We start from the raw sequence: 25,549 nt of genomic DNA, 5'->3' as shown, positions 1-25,549 counted from the left end.
TCACTGAACCTATTTTACAAGTAAATAATTTATCCATTGAACAAGGTGGGCGGCGGCTGTGGGATGGCTTTAACTTATCACTCGCTAGCGGTGAACGCCTTGGGATCTCTGCGCCTAGTGGGTTTGGTAAAACTACGTTGGGCCGAGTATTGGCTCAGTGGCAAAAGGCATCTCAAGGAACCATTTTGTTTGAAGGGCGACGGCTACCTCAACAAGGCTATTGCCCGATTCAATTAGTCCCTCAGCATCCAGAAAAAAGTTTTAACCCATACCGTAAGGTCGGTGCGAGTTTGTTTGATGCTTGGCAGCCAGACTCCCATTGGTTAGCACGTTTTTCAATTAAACCTGCTTGGCTAGAAAGGCTTCCCAGTGAGTTATCCGGTGGTGAGCTTGCTCGTATTGCGTTACTGCGAGCCCTTGACCCGCGAACGAAAATTTTAATTGCTGATGAGGTCACTGCGCAATTAGACGCTAATTTGCAAAAAGAGATTTGGCAATTGTTACTGAAGTTATCCGAAGAGCGGCCACTAGCAATGGTTATTTTTAGCCATAACAAAGCGTTATTAGAGAAAGTGTGTAGCCGAGTTATTTCACTAGTCAAATAACAGGTGCTTATTATGGCCAAATAACAACTGAATTATTCAGTAATTTGGGCGAGTTTATCAATTTCTTCTAATAACTGATTGACATTAGGTCGGTAACCTATCCCATCACAAACGCCTTCCATATATGTCGATTTTCTTATCAGCTCACGCATTCCCCACGCAGATAGAATAATTTGATGCTGCTTAGCATAGCCTTGAATTAACGCTAATGCACCTGAACACAGCGGTGTTGCACTCGATGTTCCTGAATAACTGTCGGTATAATTTCGGTCATTGCCGGGGTGTTTTTGCAGTGTGCCATACCCCGTAGTAGTCACGCTCCAGTCTCCCCATGAATTAATCAGGGAGTTTTTTTGATTATAATTTGAGAAAGACGTGCGTTTTCCTGTTAGGTGGTCACAAGCTCCCACTAACATGCAGCCATTATCACCAAAATCATCCATAATCCCGAATTGGCTTAAATCCAAGCCGCCATTACCAGCCGCTAAAAGAACAGTCGCGCCTTTATCGACCATGATTTTAATCCTTTCCCACCAATTACGAACTGATATGATAGGAAGCAATTTATTATCAATATGAAATTGGAGGTCGAAACTCACGATGTCACCCGGCTGAGTATCATCAGTAAGTCGGTCCAAATCGTCGGTGTCATAGAAATAAAATTGGCAACCATGCGCAACACCAGTCACACCGAATTCATTTTTAGTTGCAATTACGCAGCCTGTTGACGCGGTACCGTGGTTACAATTTTGAGTTTCAGACCGGCTACTTACCACTATGAGGTTTGCATCTTTAAGGTCTTCATGGTTTCGGTATACGCCAAAATCCATATGACGTACAACTGCTTGCGAGCCATTAATATTTTTTTCCCATGATTCTCTTACATTCATTCCCATTGGGGCATCTAAATATTTTTGTAACTCAGAAAAATCTGGGGTTATTTCATCACTGAGGATGTCATCTTCTTTTATGATTTGGTTATTTAACGGGAGTTTGGGAGGCAGGTAGTCTGTTGTGTCAGGGCAGATGCAGCAATAATTGACATAATCTAATTGCTCAAGTTTTTGTGCTATTTCAACTAAATGATCAAAGTTATCTTCACCATAAAGATTCAGATACTCATATTGTTGAGTCGGTAATTCAATATTTGGCTTAGTTAATGTTAATTTGGAATTTATTAATTCAGTTGATAATGTATCCATAACTAAATGTGTGTTATTTATCTTGAACTTGATCTCGAGAAAATAATTGTTAATCCCATCTATTTTATGATTGATGGTTTTTAATTTTATTTCTGGTTTGGTTTCTTGTTTAATGTTTTGTTGAGAAAGGTGATAGCTAACTGGGTTATCAATTAAATGACAAATGCTCTTGTTGCTATCTATAAATGAAATGGAAACATGGTAACTTCCTGATTTATCTATGTTGAAAAGATAGTGAGATTTATTTGTAGATATGGTTTCTATTTTTTCATTATCTAAAAATAAACTCACGGTAACAGGGTTTTTATCTACATTATTAAAATTGACCACGATACCAGTTTGATTTCCATCGATAAATTTAAAGGTTTTTATATTCATACATTCTCTTTTTATATTACGTTATTGATATTTTTTTAATTATCTAAACATTAAATTGGGTAGGTTATTTAAAGGAGAAAATGTATTTACGACAAGATTGATAATTAAACAGAATTTAATGGAAATTATGATTTCAAGATAAGTCATAAATTAATTTATTTTGGTTTTGACAAATGTCATAGGGATATCAATTCCCATCCTCTATTTTAAACCCCTCAAATGAAAATGATAACCATTACTATTATTGGGGTGAATATATGTCTTATCGTTTAAAACGGCACCAATTGGCGCATTGTATTGCACTCACTTTAGGCATCGGATCTTTGGCGACACCAATTGGGTTCGCTGCACCAGCAGTAACAGCAGATAAACTGATCGTCACGTCTTCAACAGGGCAAAGCCGCTTAGTACCGAGTGAACAGCAAGAAAAAGATAAACTCGAAAAAGTGGCAGGCGGAACAAATTTAGTGGTTATCGAAAAAGAGACTCGCCTTGCGACTTTACAAGATGCCCTTGATTACCAGCCAGGGCTGGTGATCCAGAATTTCTTTGGAGGGATTGACCAGCCGCGTTTGAATATTCGTGGCTCAGGAGTGCAAAGCGCACCGCTTGCCCGTGGTGTGTTGCTGCTCCAAGATGGTTTACCTGCAACGGATGCAGATGGCAGTTTTCATATCAGTACTTTAGAAATGCGTGATGCGCGGATGGTGAGCGTACGCCGTGGTGCAAATAGCCTGAACCCACAGAGCAATAGTTTGGGGGGAGAATTGGACGTGCTCTCTTACACAGGTCGAAACGAACAAGGCCGACTACGCTATGAGTACGGCTCTCATGGGCGCGAAGGGTTGCAAACGGCATTCGGTGGTGTTTCTGACGATGGGGTACTTGATGGTCGTGTTAATTTTACCTACGACCATTTTGATGGTTATCGAAAACATTCTTCTTCTCAACGCAAAACTTTACGCAGTAACTTTGGTTATGTGACCGATAACTTTGAAAACCGAACTTGGTTGAGCTGGACAGACTTGCGTTTTGACGTTGCAGGGCCCGTTTCCGAAGAGGTACTAAATAATAACCCAACGGATGTGTACCCGATGGTATGGTTGCGTGACCCACACCGTAATGTTGAGCAATTGCGAGTGGCTAACCGCTCTGACTGGCAAGTGGATAACCAAGCGATTGGCGCAGGAGTTTGGCACATTCGTACCCATGATAATTTTACCACCCCTGCGTACTATCGCTTTAGCCGCAGCCACAGTGAAGGGCTGCAATTTACCTATAATATTGAAACTGAACCCGTTACTTATCGCACGGCACTTGCTTGGGACCAAATGACCTTGCAGACCGAATTAATGCAAAACCGTAAAGGAACACCAGCAGACAAAACAAAAATAGGTAAATATGATGGCCGAGCTGAAAACCTCTACGGCAGTGTTGGGGTGGATTTACATATTACGCCAACCGTGACAGTTAATTTAGATGTCAAAGGTACGCATGCACGCCGTGATGTTGAAAAACGGCAAAGTCATTTGTCGTTAGACCAAAGTTGGACATTTTGGACACCAAAAGCGGGTGTTATTTGGCGCCCAACAGAAAGTCAGCGCTACTTTGCCAATATCAGTGCGAGTGAAGAACCAGCGACATTTTGGGAAATTATTAACTCCAGCAATGGAAAATTGACGAAACTTTCACCACAAAAAGCCATCACTTATGAAATTGGAGGGGAAGGGGATATCACGGATGCGTTGAAATGGAACTTAGCGCTGTATCGTAGCCAAATTAAAGATGAGTATATCACCACTTATGACAGTGCAGGGACTGTCGTGGGCGTGTTTAATTATGCCGCGAAAACTCGCCATCAAGGTTTAGAAGCAGGGCTTGCAGGACGCGTTGGCGCAGGGCCGGGAGATATTAATTACCGAGTTTCTTGGACTTATAACGATTTTCGCTTTATGGGCGGAGAATATAATGGCAACTATATCGCAGGTATTCCACGCAATATTGTCGCTGCTGAGGTGCTATATGAAATTGGGGATTGGAGTGTTGGACCGAATATTCATTGGGCGCCAACAGATATGGCTGTTGACCACCAAAACAACCTTGATATTCAAAAACGTAAACATTATGCCGTACTGGGACTTAAAGGCAGTTATAAGCCAACAGAGCAGTGGTCTGTGTATTTATCGATGGATAATTTAACGGATGAACATTATGCGACAACATCGGTTGCTAACCAAACCGTCACCGCAAAAGACAGTACCTTATTCCCCGGTATGGGGTTTAATGTGAATGGTGGCGTAACCTATAATTTCTAATAATAAATAACGCATTAATATTGGTTAATGCGTTATGCCTAAAATGGACGCTGTGCAGAAATAGATAATTGCGTTAAGTAGTTTTCATTATGGATATGCACAGTGTCTTTTTCGATATCAATAAATCCTTTTTGCCGCCAGCCAGAAACCAACCGGCTGAGTGTTTCGTAGCGTATGCCTAATTTAGCCGCGAGCTGGCCTCGTGATAAAGGCAAAATAATATTTGAAGTTAATTGCTTGTGTTTTAAATCAAGGATATAAGCGGCTAGTCGTTGCTCCGCAGAACTCGAGGTTAGCCAATCGATATGGTTAATGTTTTCATACAGTTTGCTACTAAAACGCATGAGTAATTTTTCCATAATCTGTGGGCAAGCATGGCAAAGCCGCAAAATATCGCGTTTATCGAGTAGCAAGGCTTCACCGTCGGTTTTCGCCCGTAAACTCATCGGATAGCGGTTGTGCGGCATAAAAACCGCGGCGATGGCAACGATTTCCCCTGTACAAAATAAACCGAAAATTTTTTCCTCGCCCAGATAAGTGTGGCGGTACACCTCGATTTGCCCGCTTATCATTAGGGGGCAATGTTTGAATGGCTCCCCTTCATGGTTCAGAATTTCACCACTTTTAAAGCGAATATAGCCACAATTTTCTAGCAGTAATGCCAGTTTTTCATCTTCCACTTCATTAAACAGCAAGCACGATTTAAGGGCATTGAGCGATTGTGTATGGGGGAAAACGTTTTTGACAAATGTCATAGGTCATCCACTTACGTCGTCTTAGAATGGCTTGAGTATAAATGATAATCATACACATTATCAATTGAGATATTAGCAGAGAGCTGAATAACCCTATGATAAATAATGCTTTTAGACTAGCCGCTGTTTTTCTAACTATTGGTGGGATGGCCAATGCAAGCGCATCACAAGCCGTTGATTTCACAGATATGTCAGGTGATGAAATTCATTTATCAGCCCCTGCAAAACGTATTGTCGTGATCCCAATTCCCGCTGCTTCGATGTTAGTTGGCATGGATGAAAGCAGTGAAAAATTAGTCGGAATGCACCCTTTTGCAAGGGTTGCCGCTCGGGACGGCATGCTAAGCCAAATGTTTTCACCAGTTTTACAGGTGAATTCAAATGTTGTGGGGAATAATTTTACGCCAAATATTGAAGCGTTACTTAATGTCGAGCCCGATTTGGTATGGCAATGGGGTCATCGAGGAGATGATATTATTTCCCCTATGCGTGATGCAGGGCTGACTGTTGCTACGTTAGATTATGGGCAAGAGCGCTATACGCAAGAGTGGGTTCGCCTAATGGGGCAAACACTTGGCCACAATGATAAAGCACAAAAAATGATCCAGTGGCGCCAAGAGGTAGTGACCTCACTCTCCTCTACAGCCGCTAAAATTCCTGAATCTGAACAGCCTCGTGTTTTATATCTTTCACACTTTAATCAAAGCATTCAAACGTTTGGTTCAACATCGCACAACAATGCGGATTTTGCGCTAGCGGGTGGAGTAAGTTTAAACCGTGACCTCACAGGGCCAAGAACCCTCAATATTGAGCAAATCCTGGTTTGGGATCCTGACATTATTCTCTTGGGGAATTTCGAAGAGGGGTTATCGCCAGCTGACGTTTATCGTAACCCTATGTTAAGTGAAGTCACTGCAGTGAAAAACCAGCGCGTGTATAAGCTCCCCATTGGTGGTTTTATCTGGGATGCACCAAACCAAGAAACCCCACTGTACTGGCAATGGCTATCAATGATTTTTCACCCAGAAACGATGAAAATGCCATTGCGAGAAGAAATTCGCCTGCGATATCAGCAACTTTATGGCTATGACGTTTCGGATGAGCAAATAGACGGCATATTGCAAATGGAGATGAACAAAAGTAGCCAACACTATCTTTCTTTAATGGGGAAACCGCATGCGTAGGCCCCAATATCTTTGGCTTGTTTTCGCTATTTGCCTATCGTTGACTTTTGTTTTGGCACTCAGCTGTGGCCGCTACCCAGTTTCGTTTTCCGCGGTTTGGCATATTCTCTATGACACTATTTTTGGTAACGAAATGGTGGGGAACTATAGTCGTACAGAACAAAATGTTGTGCTGAATGTACGTTTACCACGTGTTCTGATAGCCGGTACAGCAGGGGCGGGGTTAGCCGTTGCGGGGGCGGCTTTGCAGGGGATTTTTCGTAACCCATTAGTTGGGCCACAAATTATTGGTGTTTCATCAGGCGCCGCACTCGGCGGGGCTTTAGCCATTTTATTATTTTCCTCTTTAGTTATCACCATTTCATTCGCTTTCATCGGTGGGTTGTTGGCTATCGTACTGGTTTTTTTACTTGGTTTGAATCGCCAAGGCAGCCAGCTATTAATGTTGATCCTCGCTGGAGTCATTATTAATGCTTTTTTTGCTGCATTAATTTCGTTAATTACTTATTTTGCAGACCCAAACAACACGTTACAAACCATTGTTTTCTGGCTTATGGGCAGCTTTGCCAGTGCGTCTTACCTCAAACTCAATATTGTTTTTCCGGTTGTGCTGGTCTGTGTTTTGGTTATTTTTGCACTGCGTTTTCGTATCAATGTGCTGTCCCTTGGGGAAGAAAATGCACAAGCCTTAGGGATGAAAATCAATAGAACCCGTTGGGCGGTGTTACTCAGCGTTACTTTGATCACCAGTGCGACAGTAGCGGTATCCGGCACTATTGGCTGGGTAGGGCTAATTGTTCCCCATATTGCACGATTAATGGTAGGGCATGACCACCGAATATTACTGCCTGCCAGTGCCGTCATTGGTGGGATTTATATGGTGGCTGTTGACACTTTCGCACGCAGTATGACCAATGCAGAAATTCCATTGAGTGTGATCACCGCACTGATCGGCGCCCCCATTTTTGCGTTACTTATCCATACATTAAATAAAAAGGTGGCCGATTTATGATCCAAGTTGAACACCTTAATTTCAAAATTGCCCAACGCCAGTTATTTACCAACTTAAGTTTTCGGCAACCAAAAGGCAGTATTGGCGCAATCTTAGGGCCAAATGGTCGAGGTAAAACAACCTTATTAAAGCTCTTACTCGGCTTACAAAAAGGGGCAACGGGCAATATTTTATTGAATGCACCGGTCGCTTATGTTCCACAGCTTAGTGGTTCACTGTTTCATTACTCTGTTCGCACAATGGTGAGTCTCGGGCGTATTCGTCATCTGCCTTGGTATGCCTCACCTAATGAAAAAGATCACCAAATTGTAGATCAATGCTTAGCGTACTTAGGCATAAGCAAATTTGCGGACCAGCCCTTTAACTGCCTCAGTGGAGGGGAAAAGCAGATGGTCATGATTGCGAGAGCATTAGCCAGTGAGCCAGAAATCCTGATCCTTGACGAACCGACTTCCGCATTGGATCTCGCCAACCAAGACAGTGTGCTCAGCGTATTACGTGACTTAGCCATACACCGCGGAATGACTATCTTGTTTACGAGTCATTATCCACAACATGCGCTGCATATCGCTGATTATTCACTGTTGTTATTTAACGGCAGCGGTTGTTTATTTGGTGAAACTGAACAAATTTTAACGGAAGAAAACCTGACACAGCTGTACCAATTACCTGTCGCAATTACGCCAATGGATTATCAAGGCCGGCAGACCCAAGGGGTCATTCCGCTATTTAGATAACTGAATGAAAACGATTGAATTAAGGAATATAAAACGATGAGCAATAACACAGTAAGCAGTAACACTATAACACCCGCAGAAGCGCTGATTATCAATCAGTTAATTAATTATACTGAACAGGGGATTGCTAGCCGTGTATTAGCGAAGAATGGCGGGGGAAATATCACCTTATTTGCTTTTGATAAAGGCCAAGCGCTATCTGAACACAGCGCCCCTTTTGACGCTATTGTAATGGTTGTTGAAGGGAGTTTACAACTCACCATCGAAGGAAAGCCTGTGATGGCTAAACCGGGGGAAATCGTCAGAATGCCCGCCAATATTCCTCATGCGGTAGATGCGCTAGAGCCTGCAAAAATGTTGTTAGTTATGTTACGTGAGCCTGAAACGGCTTGTACACACTAGCTTGGAGGTGCGAATGGACCAATCATTTACCGCCCATGAAGCTGGGCACAAATTTTTAGCGCGCTTGGGAAAAAAACGCCTACGCCCAGGGGGAAAAGAAGCCACCGAGTGGCTACTTAGCCAATCAGGGTTACACAAGAACAGCCAAGTTCTTGAAGTCGCGTGTAATATGGGAACCACAGCTATTGAAATAGCCTCCCAATTTCATTGCCATATTACGGGTATTGATATGGACAAGCAGGCGCTCGCTCAAGCACAAAAAAATGTGGCGAATAAAGGGTTAACAGATTTAGTGACAATCCAAATGGCGGATGCATCAAAATTACCATTTGAAGATAACAGCTTTGATGTGGTCATTAATGAAGCCATGCTGACCATGTATGGTGATAAAGCGAAAGCGAAGTTATTGCAGGAGTATTATCGAGTACTAAAACCGGGGGGCTGTCTATTAACCCACGATATTGCATTTAAGGATGCCCAAGCGGTACAAAATGTGGTTTCTCAAATGCAGCAGGCGATTAATGTCAAAGCGCAGCCATTACCTGAGACACAATGGGTGGAATTGTTTCAACAAGCGGGTTTCCAGCAAGTGGTATCTCATACAGGGCCAATGACGTTGCTATCACCAAAAGGGCTGATTTACGATGAAGGTATATTCGGTGCATTAAAGATTGTCCGTAATGCATTGAAGAAAGAAAATCGTCCCCAATTTTTGCGTATGTTCCGTCATTTTCGGCAAAATCGTGGAAAATTGAATTATATCGCTGTCGTTAGCGTGAAGTAATTAATAGGAAGGCTTTGCGCAAGGATGCGTGACTAGTACTGAATAACCTTTCATTTTTTGTTGTTAATAATAATAATTCTTATATTTATCTTGATTCTTAGTTACTGTTGTTAATAATTATTTGATAAAATAATAAACAGTAATTTAATTATGCATTGTGATTTATTTTTTAGATTCAATAACAGCAATTCTAATAATGTAAAGGTTTAATTTAATGAAAATAAAGCATTTTTTTATTATCTCCCCTTGCTTTCTCCCTTTTATTTCTCCCTCTGTATTTGCCGTTGATAAAAAAGAAGAATCCATAACCGTATCCGCTACACGTGGCTATAAATCGGTTTCAGAAATGGCACAAACCACATGGGTGATTGATAATGCTGAAATTGAGCAGCAAGCTGAAGGTGGAAAAGAATTAAAAGATATTTTAGCGCAGCTTATTCCAGGAATGAGTGTCAGCGGCCAAGGGCGGACAAACTATGGCATGAATATGCGTGGCCGTTCAATGATTGTGATGGTGGATGGGGTACGCCTTAACTCTTCTCGTAGTGATAGCCGCCAATTAGACTCCATCGATCCTTTTAATATTAACCATATCGAAGTTATTTCAGGTGCTACGGCGATGTACGGTGGCGGTAGCAGCGGCGGCTTGATTAATATTGTGACGAAAAAAGGCCAAGAAGAAAAACAAGTTTCCCTTCAATTAGGTGGAAAAACAGGCTTTAACAATGGTAAAGATCACGATGAAAATATTGCTGCAGCAGTAAGTGGTGGTAACGAGAACGCTCACGGACGTGTTTCTGTTGCTTATCAACGCTATGGCGGTTGGTATGATGGTAAAGGTAATGCGATTAATATCGATAATACCCAAACAGGGTTACAATTTTCTGATCGCTTGGATGTGATGGCATCAGGTACTATCAAAATCGATGAAAAACAACAGGTTCAAGCTGTTTATCAGCATTATAAAAGTGAGTCTGATGGTAAACACGGCCTCTATTTAGGAAAAAATTTTTCCGCGGTTAAAGGGCAAGGTGATGCTTATAACAGCAGTAAATTAAGTTCTGACCGTTTGCCGGGAACTGAGCGTAATTTGCTCAACTTACAATATTCAAATGCAGATGTATTTGGGCAGGATTTTGTTGCACAGGTTTATTATCGTGATGAATCACAAAAGTTTTATCCCTTCCCAACCCTTACAGGCAAAGATGTTACAAGTATCAGCTCATCGGATCAAAAAACCAATTTTTATGGAACTAAGCTGACGTTCAATAGCCAACCTATCGATGAATTAACGTTAACTTATGGTGTGGATGCAGAGCATGAGCAATTTCGCGCGAACCAAATGTTTTTTGATTTAGATAAAGCGAAAGAATCCGGGGGAATGGACTTAACTAAAGCTTTCCAAATTGGCCGCTATCCAAGCTATACCACGACGAATATGGCGACATTTTTACAAAGTAGTTATGACATTACGCCAATGTTCACGTTAAGCGGTGGTGTGCGTTATCAGTACACAGAAAATAAAGTGGATGATTTTATTGGTTATGCACAGCAAGAAGCCATTGCTAACGGCAAAGGTAAATCAGCCGATGCAGTACCGGGTGGGAAAACGGATTATAATAACTTACTGTTTAATGCAGGGCTGCTGGTTAACCTAACCGAAGAGCAACAAACATGGTTTAATTTCTCTCAAGGTTTTGAAATTCCTGATATTGCTAAGTATTACGGAACTGGTGACTATGCGAAGACTCCAGATGCCAATGGCCACTATCATCTAAATAAAAGCGTTAACATTAATGATACCAAGGTAAAAGGAATCAAGGTTAACTCCTTTGAGTTAGGATGGCGCTACACAGGGGAAAACCTACGCACGCAAGTTGCTACCTATTATTCGTTGTCTGATAGAAGCTACGGCATTAATAAAGATGACATGAGCATCTATATGAAAACCGATAAACGCCGTATCTATGGGGTAGAAGGTGCTGTGGATTACTTCTTTGCTGATTCAGATTGGAGTGTTGGAAGTAACTTCAATCTACAAAAATCAGAAACTAAAGTGGATGGTAGTTGGGAAAAATGGAGCGTTGATTTCGCGAGCCCATCAAAAGTGAATGCCTATATTGGTTGGGAGCCGAATGACTGGGCACTACGTTTACAAAGCCAGCAAACGTTCAATTTAACGGATGCGGCTGGTAAGAAACTTGATGGCTATAATACCGTTGATTTATTAGGAAGTTATATGTTGCCAGTGGGTAAAGTCAGTTTTGCAGTTGAAAACTTACTGGATAAAAATTACTCCACAATTTGGGGGCAACGAGCACAAAGCTTATATAGCCCTAAATATGGTGCTGCAAACCTGTACGATTATAAAGGCCGTGGTCGAACCTTTGCTCTGAATTACAGTGTGACGTTCTAGTTTATTTTCAAAACCTATTCGACTTGCTGCCAAACATAATATATTTGGCAGCAGTTTGAAGCCACTTTACAGTGGCTTTATTCATACCAACCTTTTTAAATTTAAGGTAAAAGATTTTCCATGAAATTATTTCTCACAGGATTATTGTGCTTACTAAGCTTTTGGGGGCAGGCAAAAACGCCAACGGTGATCACCGACTTACAAGGCCGTGAAGTCACAGTTAATCTTCCCGTTGAAAAGTTATTTCTGGTGGATAGCCGTGATATTTTGCCAGTAGATATTGCTGCGGGTAAAAGTGGGATATCTCGTATCACGGGTTGGAGTGATTCGCTTACACAATACGCACCAGATTTAAAACAAGCTTATTTCAGTGTGTTGCCTGAATTAGGCAAAATACCCACGTTAAAGAAAACACGTGAAGCCGGTCTCCAAGTTGAAAAATTGATCGAGTTAATGCCTGATGTGGTAATTATGCATAAGGCTAATTATGGTGCGATGCGTGATAGCCAAATTTTACCGCAACTTGAAGCCGCTGGTATCCAAGTCATTTTTATTGATTTTCGAATGGATATCGCGAAAAACACGCCAAAAAGTATTCTATTATTAGGTGAATTATTAGGAACACAAGAAAGAGCGGAACGATTTGCGAAGCTGTACCACGAAAAATTAGATGCGATTGAAAGCCAATTATCTCAGCCATTTCCAACTGTCTTGATTGAAGCGAATGCAGGGTTATTTAGCGATAATTGTTGTCAACTTTATGGTCGTTCAGGTTACGGTTCTTTAGCGGCCCTGGCAGGCGGAAATAATCTTGTTGCAGATAGTTTCCCTGCAAAAGGGGCTGAAAGTTCCATTGAGAATATTATTACATTAAACCCAGAATATTATTTACTGACAGGCGCCGATTGGCACAACTTTAATCGTCGCTCGCTCGCAGTAAGCTTAGGATATAATGCAAATAAAGCTAACGTGCAGAAGCAGTTATCAGTATTAATGGATAGACAAGGGATCTCATCATTAACGGCAGTTAAAGAAAAGCGCGTTATGGCGATTTACCATAATTTTTACAACAACCCGATGAATATATTTGCCATTGAAGCTATGGCTAAATTTATGCATCCAGAACGATTTAGCGCATTAAATCCAGAACAAAACTTAGTCGAATTTCAAAATCAATTTACAGAGATCCGAGAAACAGGGGTGTTTTGGGTGAGTTTATAGACAAAGTCACCCTTCGCCCTTTGAAGTATAAGTATCAAGATGGTAAATCATGTTTTTATTATCTTAGATACTTATTTTAAATTAAATTTTTAATCGGTTAGATATGATGTTTATGTCTTCTGAGTCATACTTCTTCTGTGTAAATGAACCAATTAAAGACCCTGCAGAGATGGAAGTAAAAGTAATATAGTTAAATATTTATGGCCACTTTTTATAAGTGGCTTTTCTATAAAAACAAATCTTATATTGATGCTCTAATTAAGTTGTCATTTGTAATTTATTGTTCTTATTGTTTGTTATTCTATTTTTAATTCAGTATAAATTTAATCATCAAAATTAGAATATATAATTTATATAAATAATATGCTAATAATAGCTAGCCACATAATTCTATGTTTTAAATTTTCAATGGAGTTCAAAATGAGAAAGGTTATTATATCTAGCGTATTATTTGCAGTGTCTACAATTTCATTTAACTCAATGGCAGCAGACAAAAATACGGTTACACCTGAAAATATGACTTGCCAGCAATTTATTAATTTAGATCCTCAAAGTTGGGCACCTGTTGCGTTATGGGTAACAAACCAAGAAACGCAATTTAAAGGTGGGGATTATGTTGCGCTAACAGAGCAAAGTGTTGCTGAAGTCCCTCAGATTGTTGAGTTTTGTAAGAAAAAACCGGAAGGTACTCTGCAAGATTATTTAGCATCTAAGAAATAAAGCAAACTATTATGCCATGGAAGGCATAATAGGCATTACCAACGAGAAGGATAAGCTTTTATTCTGTGGTCGATTAGAAACTAAATTTTTGAAACATTTAACCTGTCTATCTCTATATTTTCATTTATTTACAGCTAATTTATCAGCTAAGTAATCAATAAAAGCACGTGTCTTAGCCGGTAAAACAAGAGTATTTGGATAAAGTAATTGAATATTTTGTTTAGGTAAATGGTATTCAGGTAATACATGAACTAAGCGTTCATACCGCAAGTCGTCATCAACCATCCAAGCAGGGCATATTGCAATACCTAAAGAAGCTAACACCATATGGTGAATAACGGCGGCAGAATTAGACTCGTATTGGTTTTTAATTATAGGTAAGTAATATTTTTCATTTTTTGCGTTCTGTAAAAAATATTGCGGATCTTGCCAGTTTAATAGGGCATGGTTAATCCATGGAACATTTGCTAAATCAGTGAGTTGTTTTATTGGGTGTTTTTCTATAAATTCCGGGGTGGCGACTAAGTAAATTTCATATTCACCCAGTTTCTTCATTTTAAGAGATGAGTTCTTTAGGTTGCCTAATCGAATGGATAAATCGAGTTTTTCTGTGATCAGGTCGTCTAAGGATGAGTTAAATGAATATTGTAACCGTAGCTTAGGATAAAGACGGCAAAATTCAGGAAGTAGTGGCAAAATAAAACGTTGGCCAAACTCACTCGTTGATGAAAAACGCAGCAAACCGGCAATATTAGTGCCTAAATTTTGGCTTCTTTCAAAAGCTTCATCTATTTGACTTTGAATACGTTTAAAGTCGTCATAGAAATGTTTTCCCACTTCTGTTAATGCAATATTCCGCGTATTTCGTGTTAGCAAGCTTACATTGAGCTGAGCTTCTAATTGTTTGATATCCACACTAACCATAGAGCGGCTTAGCCCTAAAATATCTGCGGCTTTCGTGAATGAACCGGAGTCAACAACTTGTAGAAAGCTGATAATCTTTTTGAGATTTTTTTGCATAATGACAATGATTGTTCTTTTTTATTAAACAATCATGTTACCTCCCTTGTATCGACAAAGAAAGTACTTAAATCTATTCTTTGCCACCGGAGGAAGTCCATGACTTATCGATACAAAATCGCCACAGTATTTTTACTCGGTTTCTTTATTGATTGTATTAATATTTTTATGTCAGCGATAGCATTACCTGATATTGCATCGTCATTTTCAGCGAGCCAATCTCAAGTTGCTTGGGTTGCCAATGGTTATATTTTAGGTTTAGTTCTGGTGATGCCCATCAGTTTATGGCTAGCAGGCAGGCTAGGTAATCAAAAGCTACTTTGCTATTCCATGTTGCTCTTTTCTGTTGCAGCTTGGTTCAGTGGGAGCAGTGATTCAATTTATAGTTTAATTTTTTGGCGTTTTATCCAAGGAGCCGCGGGAGGGTTATTAATTCCTGTAGGTCAGGCACTCGTTTTTGCATTATTTCCAAATAATGATCGTCAGCGTATATCAACATTGATTATGACAGTCGCGTTAATTGCGCCTGCATTCTCACCTGCCATTGGTGGTTTAATTATTGATTCTTTATCTTGGCATTGGGTTTTTTATGCTAATTTACCTTTTTCATTGCTAACGGCCGTACTTGCCTGGGTTTGGATAAAAAATGATGGGAAAACAATAAGAGAAAAGCCAGATATTTTGGGGTTAATAATGGTAAGTTTAAGTTTATTAAGCTTATTATTATCATTCTCTTTTTATAATGACTATCACAATTTATTATTGGCTTTGGTGAGTTTTTCTACTTCAGCCCTTGTATTTATTGTTTATCTTAAATATGCAAAAAAATGTCGAGAACCTATTTTAAATTTTCAGTTATTGAAAAACGCCAATCTGCGTAACGCTTTTATTGTTTACTATGCTGTTCCCGGTATTTTTACAGGGGTTAATTTACTCAATATTTTTAATCTACAAGAGAACATGGGATTCAGTGCGGCACAAACAGGGTTATTCATGGTGCTATATGCATTGGGAGCGGTGATATCAATGTTAACTGGTGGTCGCCTTTATTTGCAGATAGGGAAAAAACAATTATTTATTATTGGTATTACATTACATAGCCTTGGTATTTTTCTGCTTTATTGGGTCTCATCTTCAAGTCAGCTCTATTTATTAATAATCGCTTATTTATTGATGGGGATGGGGGGTGGATTGAGCGCCAATACTGCACAAATTAGCTCGCTGATGGATTTCAAAGACAAAGATTTACTTCAAGGGAGCGTATTGTGGAATATTAATCGACAAGTCGCATTTAGTGTTGGTACCGTCATATTTATTTCTATATTTAGCCTAACGACTTTTTCGAGTGATTTATTACGCTATCAATATACGTTTCTTATCGCATCAATACTCGGGTTACTTTCATTAATTTCAGTGATCAAGGAAAAATAAATGAGTGAAACAATGGAAAGAGCGCTGCAAAGCGTTGTGGACGTACATGTCTTAATTGAGAATGTTTTTATGGGGAGACATGGTGATAAAAGTTTGGCTCCTCTATTAGCCAGTTTCGATGAGCACTTTAAAATGGTTACAACCCAGGGCCATTGTATTGGATTAAATGAAGTGACTCAGTTATTCAGTCAGAATGTAGGGGCTCGAACATTATTTACAACAGAGTGTATTAATCTGATGCCATTACGCGAAGACAATGGTTATTGTTGGGTTCAATATCAAGAAAAACAGCAAATAAACGGTATTGAGTCGTTAAGAATTTCTGCTGCATGTATCAGGGTCGAAGCAGAAAAATGTGTCTGGGTTTATTTGCATGAAACTCCAGTAGTGTAAATGAGATAAAATGAGGGTGATAAAACAGAGTAATTACTGTTTTATCACCAACAGACAGCATAAGTTTATAGATGATATTTATTCTCATTTTAATTGACCGTCGGTCGGTCGAGTATTATCATGCTACTATGATCGAAGATGAGGTATAAAAAATGAGACGACTTTTTTTGATCCTAGCTGTTTGCTTGGGCACTTTTATGGCAACGTTAGATATCAGTATTGTAAACGTTGCACTACCTGCTATTGGGCGTGATCTCGATGCGAATATGTCTATGCTACAATGGGTTATTGACGCCTATGCACTATGTTTGTCAGCATTGATCTTGTCTGTTGGCCCTATTAGCGACCGTTATGGGCGTAAAAAAATTTGGCTAACAGGAATTGTTATTTTCACTCTAGGGTCTGCAATTTGTGCATTTTCTACATCGCCACACGTGTTGATTGCGGGACGGGTAATTCAAGGGATCGCTGCCGCTGCTTTAATTCCAGGGGCACTTTCTATCATTACGCAAGCTTTCTCGAATGATATTGAACGTATAAGAATTATTGGTATCTGGTCAGCCGTGAGTGCACTTTCCTTAATTATCGGCCCTATCTTAGGGGGATTTTTAGTCGATAGCTTCAATTGGACAACGATATTCTTAATCAATATCCCGATAGGATTGCTAACATTCCTGTTAGGCTGGCTAGGGATACAAGAAAGTTCAGATCCAGATAAAGCCGCACTGGATCCGATGGGGCAAGCTTTAAGTATCATTGCATTAGGTGGTTTAACCTTTGCTTTAATTGAGGCAGGGGAGCAAGGTTGGGGGAGCTATTTCACATTGAGTGGGTTAATCATTGCAATTATTGCATTCTTAGGATTTATTTGGGTTGAACGTCACGTAGCTCGGCCATTACTACCTTTCTTTTTATTTAAAAAAAATCCATTTTTCTTTCAATATAATATGGCTTCTTTTGCGTTGGGTTTTGCAACTTACAGCAATGTATTTTTTATTGCGCTATTTTTACAAAAAGGCCAAGGGTGGGGGGCATTTGAAGCGGGGATCCGCATGGCACCTGAGTTTATTGCCATGGCTATTTTTTCATTCTCTTTCGGTAAACTCTCTCGCTATTTAAGCGTGCGAAATCTGATGATCTTTGGCTTTATTTTAATCGCGCTGGCTTCATTATTATTAACTCGTGTTAACGCTGAGACACCTTATATACCTATTGCGATAACATTATTTATTTTGGGTGCTGGAATGGGAATGTCTACCCCTGCAATTGGGGCACTTGTCATGGCGAGTGTTGATAAGGCCTATTCCGGCATTGCATCCGCTGTTATGAATGCATTGAGGCAAACAGGTATGACCCTCGGTATTGCTCTTTTGGGAACGTTGATGACACATCGCGCTGTAGAGCAGCTATTACAGGATGACAAGTTGGTTGGGATGTTATCGACACAGGAAATCAAACATTTGATTCAAACTTCTTCAGCAATGCCATCTGCCTTTATTGAGCAAGTCACACGGTCAGCTTTTGTTTCTGGTTTTAATGTAGCGATGTTAGGTGGAGCGGTAGCCATAATGATTACGTTATGCCTGATGGCAAGGTATAAATCAGTGAATTAATTGATATTGAGGTTACGGACATAAAAAAACACCTGCCGGAGCAGGTGTTTTTAGGTATAAATCAACTAATTACTCGTCAAGGAAACTGCGCAGAACTTCTGAGCGGCTTGGGTGACGTAATTTACGTAATGCTTTCGCTTCGATCTGACGGATACGTTCACGGGTAACATCAAACTGTTTACCGACTTCCTCAAGGGTGTGGTCAGTATTCATATCGATACCAAAACGCATACGTAGCACTTTTGCTTCACGAGCGGTTAAGCCTGCTAACACCTCGTGAGTTGCAGAGCGTAAGCTTTCTGACGTTGCAGAGTCTAAAGGTAGTTCTAAAGTTGTATCTTCAATAAAATCACCTAAATGTGAATCTTCATCATCACCAATAGGGGTTTCCATAGAGATAGGTTCTTTAGCAATCTTCAGTACTTTACGAATTTTATCTTCCGGCATTAGCATGCGTTCTGCCAACTCTTCTGGCGATGGCTCACGGCCCATTTCTTGCAGCATTTGACGAGAGATACGGTTCAGTTTGTTGATAGTTTCAATCATGTGAACCGGGATACGAATAGTACGTGCTTGGTCAGCGATTGAACGCGTGATAGCCTGACGGATCCACCAAGTTGCATAAGTTGAGAACTTATAACCACGGCGATATTCAAACTTATCAACGGCTTTCATCAGGCCGATGTTACCTTCTTGGATCAGGTCAAGGAACTGCAAGCCACGGTTGGTGTATTTCTTAGCGATAGAAATTACCAAACGTAAGTTTGCTTCAACCATCTCTTTCTTCGCACGGCGTGCTTTCGCTTCACCGATAGACATACGACGGTTGATATCTTTAACTTGTTCAATTGTCAGACCCGTTTCTTCTTCAATTTGACGCAGTCTTTGCAGGCAACGTAGAATTTCTTCTTCAACTTCAAGTAGTTTTTCTGACCAAGGCTTGTTCATTGCTTTTGCAGCAGTTAACCAAGTTTCGCTGGTCTCATTACCACTAAATAAAGTAATGAAGTTTTTCTTCGGCATCTTACATTGTTCAACACACAGTTTCATGATGGTACGCTCTTGTAAGCGAACTCTGTCCATCATTTCACGCATGTTATTGACCAAGTAGTCAAATTGCTTAGGAACTAAACGGAATTCTTTAAATACTTCGGAAAGCTGCTCAATAGCGGCAGCCGTTTTCGCATCACTACGGCCATATTGTTTAATATGTTGACGCGTTTTTTCATATTGCTCGCGAAGATCAGAGAATTTTTGACGCGCTAATTCAGGATCGATGCTGTTATCGTCATCGCTATCGCTGTCATCGCCGTCTTCATCTTCTTCGTCTTCGTCATCGTCTTTATCAAGCTCTGCTTGTGGTAATTCAGAGCCAACGTGAGTTGCTGTTGGTGCAAGATCTTCTTCCGCGTTAGGGTCAACAAAGCCGGTGATTAAATCAGATAAACGGCTTTCTCCTGCTTCAACACGGTCATATTGCTCAAGAAGATAGGTGATAGCCTCAGGATATTCAGCAACAGAGCACTGAACCTGATTAATACCATCCTCGATGCGTTTTGCAATGTCGATTTCGCCTTCTCGTGTGAGAAGCTCGACGGTACCCATTTCACGCATATACATGCGGACAGGGTCGGTTGTACGGCCGATTTCACTTTCAACACTGGACAGCACTTGTGCAGCGGCTTCTGCTGCATCTTCATCAGTATCGGAAGTATTTTCAGCCAAAATTAAATCATCGGCATCAGGTGCTTCTTCCATGACCTGGATGCCCATGTCATTAATCATCTGAATGATATCTTCAATTTGATCTGAATCGACGATATCTTCCGGCAGATGGTCGTTGACCTCGGCATAGGTTAAGTAACCTTGCTCTTTACCCTTGGTTACGAGTAGCTTAAGCTGCGACTGCGGGTTTTGCTCCATAAGACGGTATCCACACTTCTGAGTATTTTAATTGGTGTCGGTCGGCGAAACATTCGGCCAACAAGAACATACAAAGGGAATATTTATTATTCGCTACGCCCTTTATTTTCGTAGCATTTTACAGGCATTTGCCTTGTGTTTATCGGCACTTAAGCCGTTTAAAATATTAATTCTGTTTTGGGTTAGATTATGTTTTCACTCTTGAAAGAGTGATTAAGCGGACTTCTTCGCGCTCTTCTGGGGTCAGCCCTTCAGTTCGTTCTTTTGCTATCAAATAGTCAAAACGTTCGTCGAGTGCGCTATTAAATAGATGGTTTAACGCATCTATAAAGGTATTTTCCGCTATCTCCTCTATTTCTATATCGTTCCACGTTGCTAGTTTTTCAAGCTGTTTCGAAAATTTATTATCACGATAACGCTCTAGCAACTGCCCAGTTGACATTCCGGGGGTGGAACGGCAAACATCAACCAATTCCTGAAATAGAGAAAGCCCCGGCATTTGAATATGGGCGATCCCCTCTAATGAGGGAACAAGCTCCGAAAAGTTCGGATTCTGTACCAACAGCGCGATAAGTATTCGCATTGTGGTTGGTTTTAATTTGGGCGCCTGATAGTTAACTTGTTCTGTGCTCTCTCTATCAATCATAGCAAGAACTTGAGAAATATCCGGTATACCAATAAAATTTCCTAGCTCTTGAGCCATATAAAGGCGCAGTGTTTCACCAGGTATTTGTTTAATCAAAGGGATAGCCAGTTTACTAAATTTTGCTTTCCCTTCTTGCGTTTTTAAATCTACCTGAGGCACAAGTGAATCAAATAAAAAGGCGGAAAGGGTTTGAGCATCTTTCATGCGTTGCTCAAAAGTCTCTTTGCCTTCTTTACGCACTAATGAATCAGGGTCTTCACCATCGGGTAAAAACATAAAGCGCAGCTGGCGACCATCCGTTAGATAGGGAAGTGCTGTTTCCAGTGCCCGCCAAGCCGCTTCTCGGCCAGCGCGGTCGCCATCATAACAACAAATAACTGTATCTGTTGAACGATAAAGTAGCTGAATATGTTCAGAGGTTGTTGATGTGCCAAGTGAGGCAACCGCATAGCGGATGTCATACTGAGCGAGAGCAACAACGTCCATATAGCCTTCAACTACGAGTAACTTCGCTAATTCACTACTATTTTGTGTTGCTTCATAGAGGCCAAATAATTGACGACCTTTATGGAAAATATCAGTTTCGGGAGAGTTTAAGTATTTGGGAAGGGCATCCCCTAACACACGCCCACCGAAGGCAATTACACGACCGCGTCTATCCCGAATTGGGAACATGACACGCTCTCTAAAACGGTCATAGATTCGGCCATTATCATTTGTCACTAACATGCCTGCATCATCAAGCTGTTTGCGACTTTCTGGGTTTACAGCGAATTTTTTGAGTAAATTGTCCCAGCCCGCAGGGGCGAAACCAATCGAAAAATGCTCAATAATTTCAGCGCTTAAACCACGTTGGCTTAAATAATCTTTCGCTTTATTAGCCGAAGAATGACTTAAGGCAGCACAGTAAAATTGATTAATTTTTTCCATCAACTGATATAAATTTTGCCGTTGATGAAGTTCTATTTGGCTTGAACCCGTTCCTTTTTCATAAGGGACATCAAGGCCATGCAGTGCAGATAATTCTTCAATAGCTTCGACAAAATCGAGTTTGTCATAATTCATCAAAAAATCGATAGCGTTGCCGTGAGCGCCACAACCAAAACAGTAATAAAATTGTCTTTCACCGTTTACGGTAAAAGAAGGTGTTTTTTCATTATGGAACGGACAACAAGCGTGATGGTTTTTACCCTGTTTTTTTAACGGGACTTTTGCATCTACTAAATCAATGATGTCAGTTCTTGCTAACAAGTCATTGATAAATGAACGCGGAATTCGTCCAGCCATAAGCCTCTTTTTCGCCTGTTGATGAACGATAATAAGCCGCGCTTCCTTGAGGAAAGCACGGCCTTTAACTGCTTAGCTATTTACTACTACAAAAACTAAGTGACTACGAGAGAAACCAACGTTTTGTATTAGCTATCGTCTGTAATGAATGCAGTTTTCACTGCAAACAACTAGTACAGACGAGTACGGCGTGCGTTTTCGCGAGCCAGTTTCTTAGCGTGACGCTTTACAGCTGATGCTTTAGCGCGTTTACGTTCAGTCGTTGGTTTTTCATAGAATTCACGACGACGAACTTCAGCTAAAACACCTGCTTTTTCACAGGAACGTTTGAAACGACGCAGTGCAACGTCGAATGGCTCGTTTTCACGTACTTTAATTACCGGCATGTGCCTCTCACCTCAATAGAAATCGGTTTGTTGCTGGTACTGATTCACCAGCCTTCATTTAAAATGGTGCGGAATTTTACTTCAATGAGTACGGGTTTGTAAAGTGCCGTATAAAATTGAATCACACAAGATTACCTGATTTGCAGTTCATTCGATGAAAAAGCAAACAAAACCAGATAATAATGAGAATTAGCCACACGAAATTTTTTATTACAGGGGACTGATTATAGACTATACAGTCAGGAAAGTCAGCCTTTTACCAACATTAATTACGCGATTGCGCGAAAATAGTGATAGACTTGCGGTTATGCAATAAACAAGGGTAGTGCAATGCGTGTTTTAGGTATCGAAACCTCTTGCGATGAGACGGGTATCGCAATTTATGATGATGAGCGTGGCTTATTAGCCAATCAATTATACAGCCAAATTAAAGTTCATGCAGATTACGGTGGTGTCGTGCCTGAATTGGCTTCGCGCGATCATATTCGCAAAACAGTGCCGTTAATTCAAGCCGCGCTGAAAGAAGCTAATTTAACAAGCCAAGATATCGACGCTGTCGCTTATACTGCTGGCCCAGGTTTGGTGGGGGCTTTAATGGTAGGTGCAACCGTTGGGCGTTCATTAGCTTTTGCATGGAATGTTCCAGCCGTGGCGGTTCATCACATGGAAGGCCATTTATTGGCTCCAATGTTAGAAGAGAAAAGCCCTGAATTTCCTTTCGTTGCATTACTGGTTTCTGGTGGGCATACCCAGCTTATCAGTGTGACGGGAATTGGTGAGTATGAGCTACTTGGCGAATCCATCGATGACGCGGCAGGTGAAGCGTTTGATAAAACAGCGAAATTATTAGGTTTAGACTACCCTGGCGGCCCCGTGCTATCTCGCATGGCGCAGCAGGGGACTGCGGGCCGTTTTGTTTTTCCTCGCCCAATGACAGACAGGCCAGGGCTTGATTTTAGCTTCTCAGGGTTAAAAACCTTTGCAGCCAATACCATTCGTGAAAATGCGGATGACGACCAAACCCGAGCAGATATTGCGAGAGCCTTTGAAGATGCCGTGGTAGATACTCTGGCAATTAAATGCAAACGCGCTTTAGAACAAACTGGGTTTAAACGCTTAGTGATGGCGGGGGGCGTTAGTGCTAACCGCGCACTCAGAGCTAAAATGGAAGACGTTCTTAAACAGCGCGGCGGTGAAGTTTTTTATGCGCGCCCTGAATTCTGTACGGATAACGGCGCGATGATTGCTTTAGCGGGGCTTATTCGCCTTAAAGGTGGGTCAACAACAGGGCTTGGTGTAACAGTTCGCCCGCGCTGGCCACTGGCGGAATTGCCACCGTTAGAAAAATAACATCGCTGATGAGTTTATGTTTTTGATAAAAAGGGCTGGGTGACAGCCCTTTTACTTTTCAATTAAATATTAATGTAAAACAACGATTAGTGTAAGACAACGACCGCATCTTCAAGCCTGCTTGAACGAGCTTTTACCATATTTGATGTCTCTGTACTTTGCTCTACCAGTAATGTGCTTTGTTGTGTGATGGTTTCGAGCTCACTTACCGCTTGGGTAATATCGGCGATCCCAGCTGCTTGTTCAGAGGTTGCTTGGCTAATATGGGTAATCAATTGCGTGACATTCTGTATTTGGTCAACAATCTCCTTCATGGTGTCCCCTGCCGTATTTACTTGATTTTTCCCTGAATTGACTTTCTTTTCGCAATCATTAATTAATTCGCGAATATCATTCACTGCGCTTGCACTACGGCTTGCGAGGCTGCGTACTTCATTTGCGACAACAGCAAAGCCTTTGCCTTGTTCACCTGCACGAGCGGCTTCTACAGCGGCATTTAACGCGAGTATATTAGTTTGAAATGCGATGTCTTTAATCACATCCGTAATGGAATTGATTTTGCTGGTACTATTAACAATCTCATTCATGGTATCGACAACGGCTTCCATCATTGCACCGCCATTTACTGCGGTTTCGCTAGTGGTATTAGAAAGCTGATCAACTTGGATTGTATTATCGGCATTCATTTTTACAGAAACAGCCATTTGGTTCATGGTCGCAACGGTTTGTTGCATATAACCGACGGTTTGCTGAGTATGCGTTTCTAATTCACCACAATCGGAGACTAAAGATTCACTGCCTTTGCGGACGTTATCAACTTGTTCGGAGACATCTTTGATTAGCCAGCGGCAAACCAGTCCAAGTTGCCCTATAGCGCGTAATACTAAGCCAATTTCATCTGTACGTTGCATATGGTTAACGCTATGTTGATTTCCTCGTGCAATACCAAGTGCTTGTTGGGTGATGTTTTCCAATGGTGTGGCGAGCATTTTTTCAAATATCACATTACCGACCAGTAATGTGATAAATGTACAGATGCTCATGATTAAAAGGGATCCGATTGGTTGCAAAACAACGCTTGCCATGATGAGCCAAAGAATAAACAACAGGCTCATGACGAGTCGGATACGCCAGCGTGTTGAACATATAGAAAAGTGAAACGGTATTTTTTTAGAAAGTACAATTCCCTTAAAAATTTTTCGTTTACTTCTATTTTCATTCATTGCGGTATAGAGCGGTTCTACTGTCGCAATTTCTTGGCGTGTTGCACGGGTTCGAATGGACATATAGCCCGTAATGACACCTTTGCGTTCCACTGGGATGATATTGGCTCTAACCCAGTAATGGTCACCATTTTTCCGACGGTTTTTTACAATACCAGTCCAAGGTTCTCCTTTTTTAAGTGTTGCCCACATGTCGGCAAAAGCTTCTTTGGGCATATCTGGATGGCGGATAATATTGTGCGGACGTGTTAATAACTCATCTAATTCATAACCACTAACTTGGACAAAGAAATCATTAGCGTGAACAATGTTTCCTTGCAGATCGCTAGTTGTCATCAATGTGATATTTTCATCTAACACATATTCATTTTGAGTGATATAAGGGGTTCTGCTCATTACAATACCATTATTATTGTTTAATTTTCCTTTTATATAGTCGACAGCTTTTAAATATTCCTTAGTAATAATTTTGCAATAATTTAACTTTTCTTTAAAAGTGTGCGCTAGTTATGGCTAAAATGTAACGCAGCACAAATTGCTACCAGT

The 25,549-nt window shown here is 40.8% G+C and carries 21 protein-coding genes; 14 read left to right on the top strand and 7 right to left on the bottom strand.

The features are described 5' to 3' along the window. The first annotated feature begins 11 nt into the window (after positions 1-11). Entirely contained in the window at positions 12-605 is a 594-nt protein-coding gene (locus CYG50_RS15265) for an ATP-binding cassette domain-containing protein (RefSeq protein WP_168222889.1), read from the top strand. Between the two features lie 32 nt (positions 606-637). On the opposite strand, the gene CYG50_RS15260 is transcribed toward CYG50_RS15265, so the two are convergent. After that, positions 638-2,185: a S8 family serine peptidase gene (locus tag CYG50_RS15260; protein ID WP_102137862.1), complete on the bottom strand. Its 1,548-nt coding sequence runs from the start codon at positions 2,183-2,185 to the stop codon at positions 638-640. A 257-nt stretch (positions 2,186-2,442) separates the two neighbouring features. Between CYG50_RS15260 and CYG50_RS15255 the strand changes: the two genes are divergently transcribed. After that, positions 2,443-4,500, top strand: a complete 2,058-nt coding sequence (locus CYG50_RS15255) for a TonB-dependent receptor family protein (protein WP_102137861.1) — start codon at positions 2,443-2,445, stop codon at positions 4,498-4,500. Positions 4,501-4,538: 38 nt separating this feature from the next. Here the strand turns inward: CYG50_RS15255 and CYG50_RS15250 are convergent, their stop codons facing one another. After that, on the bottom strand, positions 4,539-5,255 hold the full coding sequence (locus CYG50_RS15250) for a Crp/Fnr family transcriptional regulator (RefSeq protein WP_102137860.1): 717 nt from the start codon (positions 5,253-5,255) through the stop codon (positions 4,539-4,541). A gap of 95 nt (positions 5,256-5,350) precedes the next feature. On the opposite strand from CYG50_RS15250, the gene CYG50_RS15245 reads away from it, so the two are divergent. From CYG50_RS15245 to CYG50_RS15210, 8 genes are all read left to right on the top strand, one after another. After that, the gene (locus CYG50_RS15245; RefSeq protein WP_102137859.1) at positions 5,351-6,439 is read left to right on the top strand and encodes an ABC transporter substrate-binding protein; all 1,089 of its coding nucleotides are present in this window, start codon (positions 5,351-5,353) and stop codon (positions 6,437-6,439) included. After that, positions 6,432-7,451 (top strand): FecCD family ABC transporter permease, encoded by a 1,020-nt coding sequence (locus CYG50_RS15240; protein WP_102137858.1) that lies wholly within the window; start codon positions 6,432-6,434, stop codon positions 7,449-7,451. Before CYG50_RS15245 ends, CYG50_RS15240 begins: the two co-directional genes overlap by 8 nt. Beyond that, positions 7,448-8,188 carry an ABC transporter ATP-binding protein gene (locus CYG50_RS15235; protein WP_102137857.1) on the top strand — a complete coding sequence of 247 codons (741 nt, stop codon included), beginning with the start codon at positions 7,448-7,450 and terminating at the stop codon, positions 8,186-8,188. Before CYG50_RS15240 ends, CYG50_RS15235 begins: the two co-directional genes overlap by 4 nt. Before the next feature lie 36 nt (positions 8,189-8,224). Further along, on the top strand, positions 8,225-8,590 hold the full coding sequence (locus CYG50_RS15230; RefSeq protein WP_102137856.1) for a cupin domain-containing protein: 366 nt from the start codon (positions 8,225-8,227) through the stop codon (positions 8,588-8,590). A gap of 13 nt (positions 8,591-8,603) precedes the next feature. Beyond that, entirely contained in the window at positions 8,604-9,374 is a 771-nt protein-coding gene (locus tag CYG50_RS15225; RefSeq protein ID WP_102137855.1) for a class I SAM-dependent methyltransferase, read from the top strand. A 214-nt stretch (positions 9,375-9,588) separates the two neighbouring features. After that, a complete protein-coding gene (locus CYG50_RS15220) occupies positions 9,589-11,790 on the top strand; it encodes a TonB-dependent siderophore receptor (RefSeq protein ID WP_102137854.1) in 2,202 nt (733 codons plus the stop codon). 120 nt (positions 11,791-11,910) lie between these two features. Next, positions 11,911-13,011, top strand: coding sequence for an ABC transporter substrate-binding protein (locus CYG50_RS15215; RefSeq protein WP_102137853.1), 1,101 nt, complete (start codon positions 11,911-11,913; stop codon positions 13,009-13,011). Between the two features lie 420 nt (positions 13,012-13,431). Then, on the top strand, positions 13,432-13,731 hold the full coding sequence (locus tag CYG50_RS15210; RefSeq protein WP_036958008.1) for an HdeA/HdeB family chaperone: 300 nt from the start codon (positions 13,432-13,434) through the stop codon (positions 13,729-13,731). A 120-nt stretch (positions 13,732-13,851) separates the two neighbouring features. On the opposite strand, the gene CYG50_RS15205 is transcribed toward CYG50_RS15210, so the two are convergent. Next, a complete protein-coding gene (locus tag CYG50_RS15205) occupies positions 13,852-14,751 on the bottom strand; it encodes a LysR family transcriptional regulator (protein WP_102137852.1) in 900 nt (299 codons plus the stop codon). 99 nt (positions 14,752-14,850) lie between these two features. On the opposite strand from CYG50_RS15205, the gene CYG50_RS15200 reads away from it, so the two are divergent. From CYG50_RS15200 to CYG50_RS15190, 3 genes are all read left to right on the top strand, one after another. Further along, positions 14,851-16,182, top strand: a complete 1,332-nt coding sequence (locus tag CYG50_RS15200; RefSeq protein ID WP_102137851.1) for an MFS transporter — start codon at positions 14,851-14,853, stop codon at positions 16,180-16,182. After that, positions 16,183-16,575, top strand: coding sequence for a hypothetical protein (locus CYG50_RS15195; RefSeq protein ID WP_102137850.1), 393 nt, complete (start codon positions 16,183-16,185; stop codon positions 16,573-16,575). It begins immediately after the preceding gene. A gap of 152 nt (positions 16,576-16,727) precedes the next feature. Next, positions 16,728-18,188 (top strand): MFS transporter, encoded by a 1,461-nt coding sequence (locus CYG50_RS15190; protein WP_102137849.1) that lies wholly within the window; start codon positions 16,728-16,730, stop codon positions 18,186-18,188. Between the two features lie 69 nt (positions 18,189-18,257). On the opposite strand, the gene rpoD is transcribed toward CYG50_RS15190, so the two are convergent. The 3 genes from rpoD to rpsU all read right to left on the bottom strand — a co-directional run bounded on the left by rpoD (position 18,258) and on the right by rpsU (position 22,430). Beyond that, positions 18,258-20,111, bottom strand: coding sequence for an RNA polymerase sigma factor RpoD (rpoD, locus tag CYG50_RS15185; RefSeq protein WP_102137848.1), 1,854 nt, complete (start codon positions 20,109-20,111; stop codon positions 18,258-18,260). Between the two features lie 187 nt (positions 20,112-20,298). Beyond that, the gene (gene dnaG, locus CYG50_RS15180; protein ID WP_102137847.1) at positions 20,299-22,044 is read right to left on the bottom strand and encodes a DNA primase; all 1,746 of its coding nucleotides are present in this window, start codon (positions 22,042-22,044) and stop codon (positions 20,299-20,301) included. A gap of 170 nt (positions 22,045-22,214) precedes the next feature. Then, positions 22,215-22,430, bottom strand: coding sequence for a 30S ribosomal protein S21 (gene rpsU / locus CYG50_RS15175; protein WP_001144069.1), 216 nt, complete (start codon positions 22,428-22,430; stop codon positions 22,215-22,217). Between the two features lie 330 nt (positions 22,431-22,760). On the opposite strand from rpsU, the gene tsaD reads away from it, so the two are divergent. Further along, positions 22,761-23,780: a tRNA (adenosine(37)-N6)-threonylcarbamoyltransferase complex transferase subunit TsaD gene (tsaD, locus tag CYG50_RS15170; protein ID WP_102137846.1), complete on the top strand. Its 1,020-nt coding sequence runs from the start codon at positions 22,761-22,763 to the stop codon at positions 23,778-23,780. 86 nt (positions 23,781-23,866) lie between these two features. On the opposite strand, the gene CYG50_RS15165 is transcribed toward tsaD, so the two are convergent. Beyond that, positions 23,867-25,399, bottom strand: coding sequence for a methyl-accepting chemotaxis protein (locus CYG50_RS15165; RefSeq protein WP_102137845.1), 1,533 nt, complete (start codon positions 25,397-25,399; stop codon positions 23,867-23,869). Positions 25,400-25,549 lie beyond the last annotated feature (150 nt).

It is taken from the genome of Providencia huaxiensis, assembly GCF_002843235.3.
Taxonomy (GTDB): Bacteria; Pseudomonadota; Gammaproteobacteria; order Enterobacterales; family Enterobacteriaceae; genus Providencia; species Providencia huaxiensis.
The sequence above is the reverse complement of the archived record's forward strand: the minus strand, read 5'-3'. Positions and strand labels throughout refer to the sequence as shown.

Coding starts and splice junctions, on each gene's coding strand:
- CYG50_RS15260 (WP_102137862.1), bottom strand. CDS start 2,185: ATGAATATAAAAACCTTTAAATTTATCGATGGAAATCAAACTGGTATC.
- CYG50_RS15255 (WP_102137861.1), top strand. CDS start 2,443: ATGTCTTATCGTTTAAAACGGCACCAATTGGCGCATTGTATTGCACTC.
- CYG50_RS15250 (WP_102137860.1), bottom strand. CDS start 5,255: ATGACATTTGTCAAAAACGTTTTCCCCCATACACAATCGCTCAATGCC.
- CYG50_RS15245 (WP_102137859.1), top strand. CDS start 5,351: ATGATAAATAATGCTTTTAGACTAGCCGCTGTTTTTCTAACTATTGGT.
- CYG50_RS15240 (WP_102137858.1), top strand. CDS start 6,432: ATGCGTAGGCCCCAATATCTTTGGCTTGTTTTCGCTATTTGCCTATCG.
- CYG50_RS15235 (WP_102137857.1), top strand. CDS start 7,448: ATGATCCAAGTTGAACACCTTAATTTCAAAATTGCCCAACGCCAGTTA.
- CYG50_RS15230 (WP_102137856.1), top strand. CDS start 8,225: ATGAGCAATAACACAGTAAGCAGTAACACTATAACACCCGCAGAAGCG.
- CYG50_RS15225 (WP_102137855.1), top strand. CDS start 8,604: ATGGACCAATCATTTACCGCCCATGAAGCTGGGCACAAATTTTTAGCG.
- CYG50_RS15220 (WP_102137854.1), top strand. CDS start 9,589: ATGAAAATAAAGCATTTTTTTATTATCTCCCCTTGCTTTCTCCCTTTT.
- CYG50_RS15215 (WP_102137853.1), top strand. CDS start 11,911: ATGAAATTATTTCTCACAGGATTATTGTGCTTACTAAGCTTTTGGGGG.
- CYG50_RS15210 (WP_036958008.1), top strand. CDS start 13,432: ATGAGAAAGGTTATTATATCTAGCGTATTATTTGCAGTGTCTACAATT.
- CYG50_RS15205 (WP_102137852.1), bottom strand. CDS start 14,751: ATGCAAAAAAATCTCAAAAAGATTATCAGCTTTCTACAAGTTGTTGAC.
- CYG50_RS15200 (WP_102137851.1), top strand. CDS start 14,851: ATGACTTATCGATACAAAATCGCCACAGTATTTTTACTCGGTTTCTTT.
- CYG50_RS15195 (WP_102137850.1), top strand. CDS start 16,183: ATGAGTGAAACAATGGAAAGAGCGCTGCAAAGCGTTGTGGACGTACAT.
- CYG50_RS15190 (WP_102137849.1), top strand. CDS start 16,728: ATGAGACGACTTTTTTTGATCCTAGCTGTTTGCTTGGGCACTTTTATG.
- rpoD (WP_102137848.1), bottom strand. CDS start 20,111: ATGGAGCAAAACCCGCAGTCGCAGCTTAAGCTACTCGTAACCAAGGGT.
- dnaG (WP_102137847.1), bottom strand. CDS start 22,044: ATGGCTGGACGAATTCCGCGTTCATTTATCAATGACTTGTTAGCAAGA.
- rpsU (WP_001144069.1), bottom strand. CDS start 22,430: ATGCCGGTAATTAAAGTACGTGAAAACGAGCCATTCGACGTTGCACTG.
- tsaD (WP_102137846.1), top strand. CDS start 22,761: ATGCGTGTTTTAGGTATCGAAACCTCTTGCGATGAGACGGGTATCGCA.
- CYG50_RS15165 (WP_102137845.1), bottom strand. CDS start 25,399: ATGAGCAGAACCCCTTATATCACTCAAAATGAATATGTGTTAGATGAA.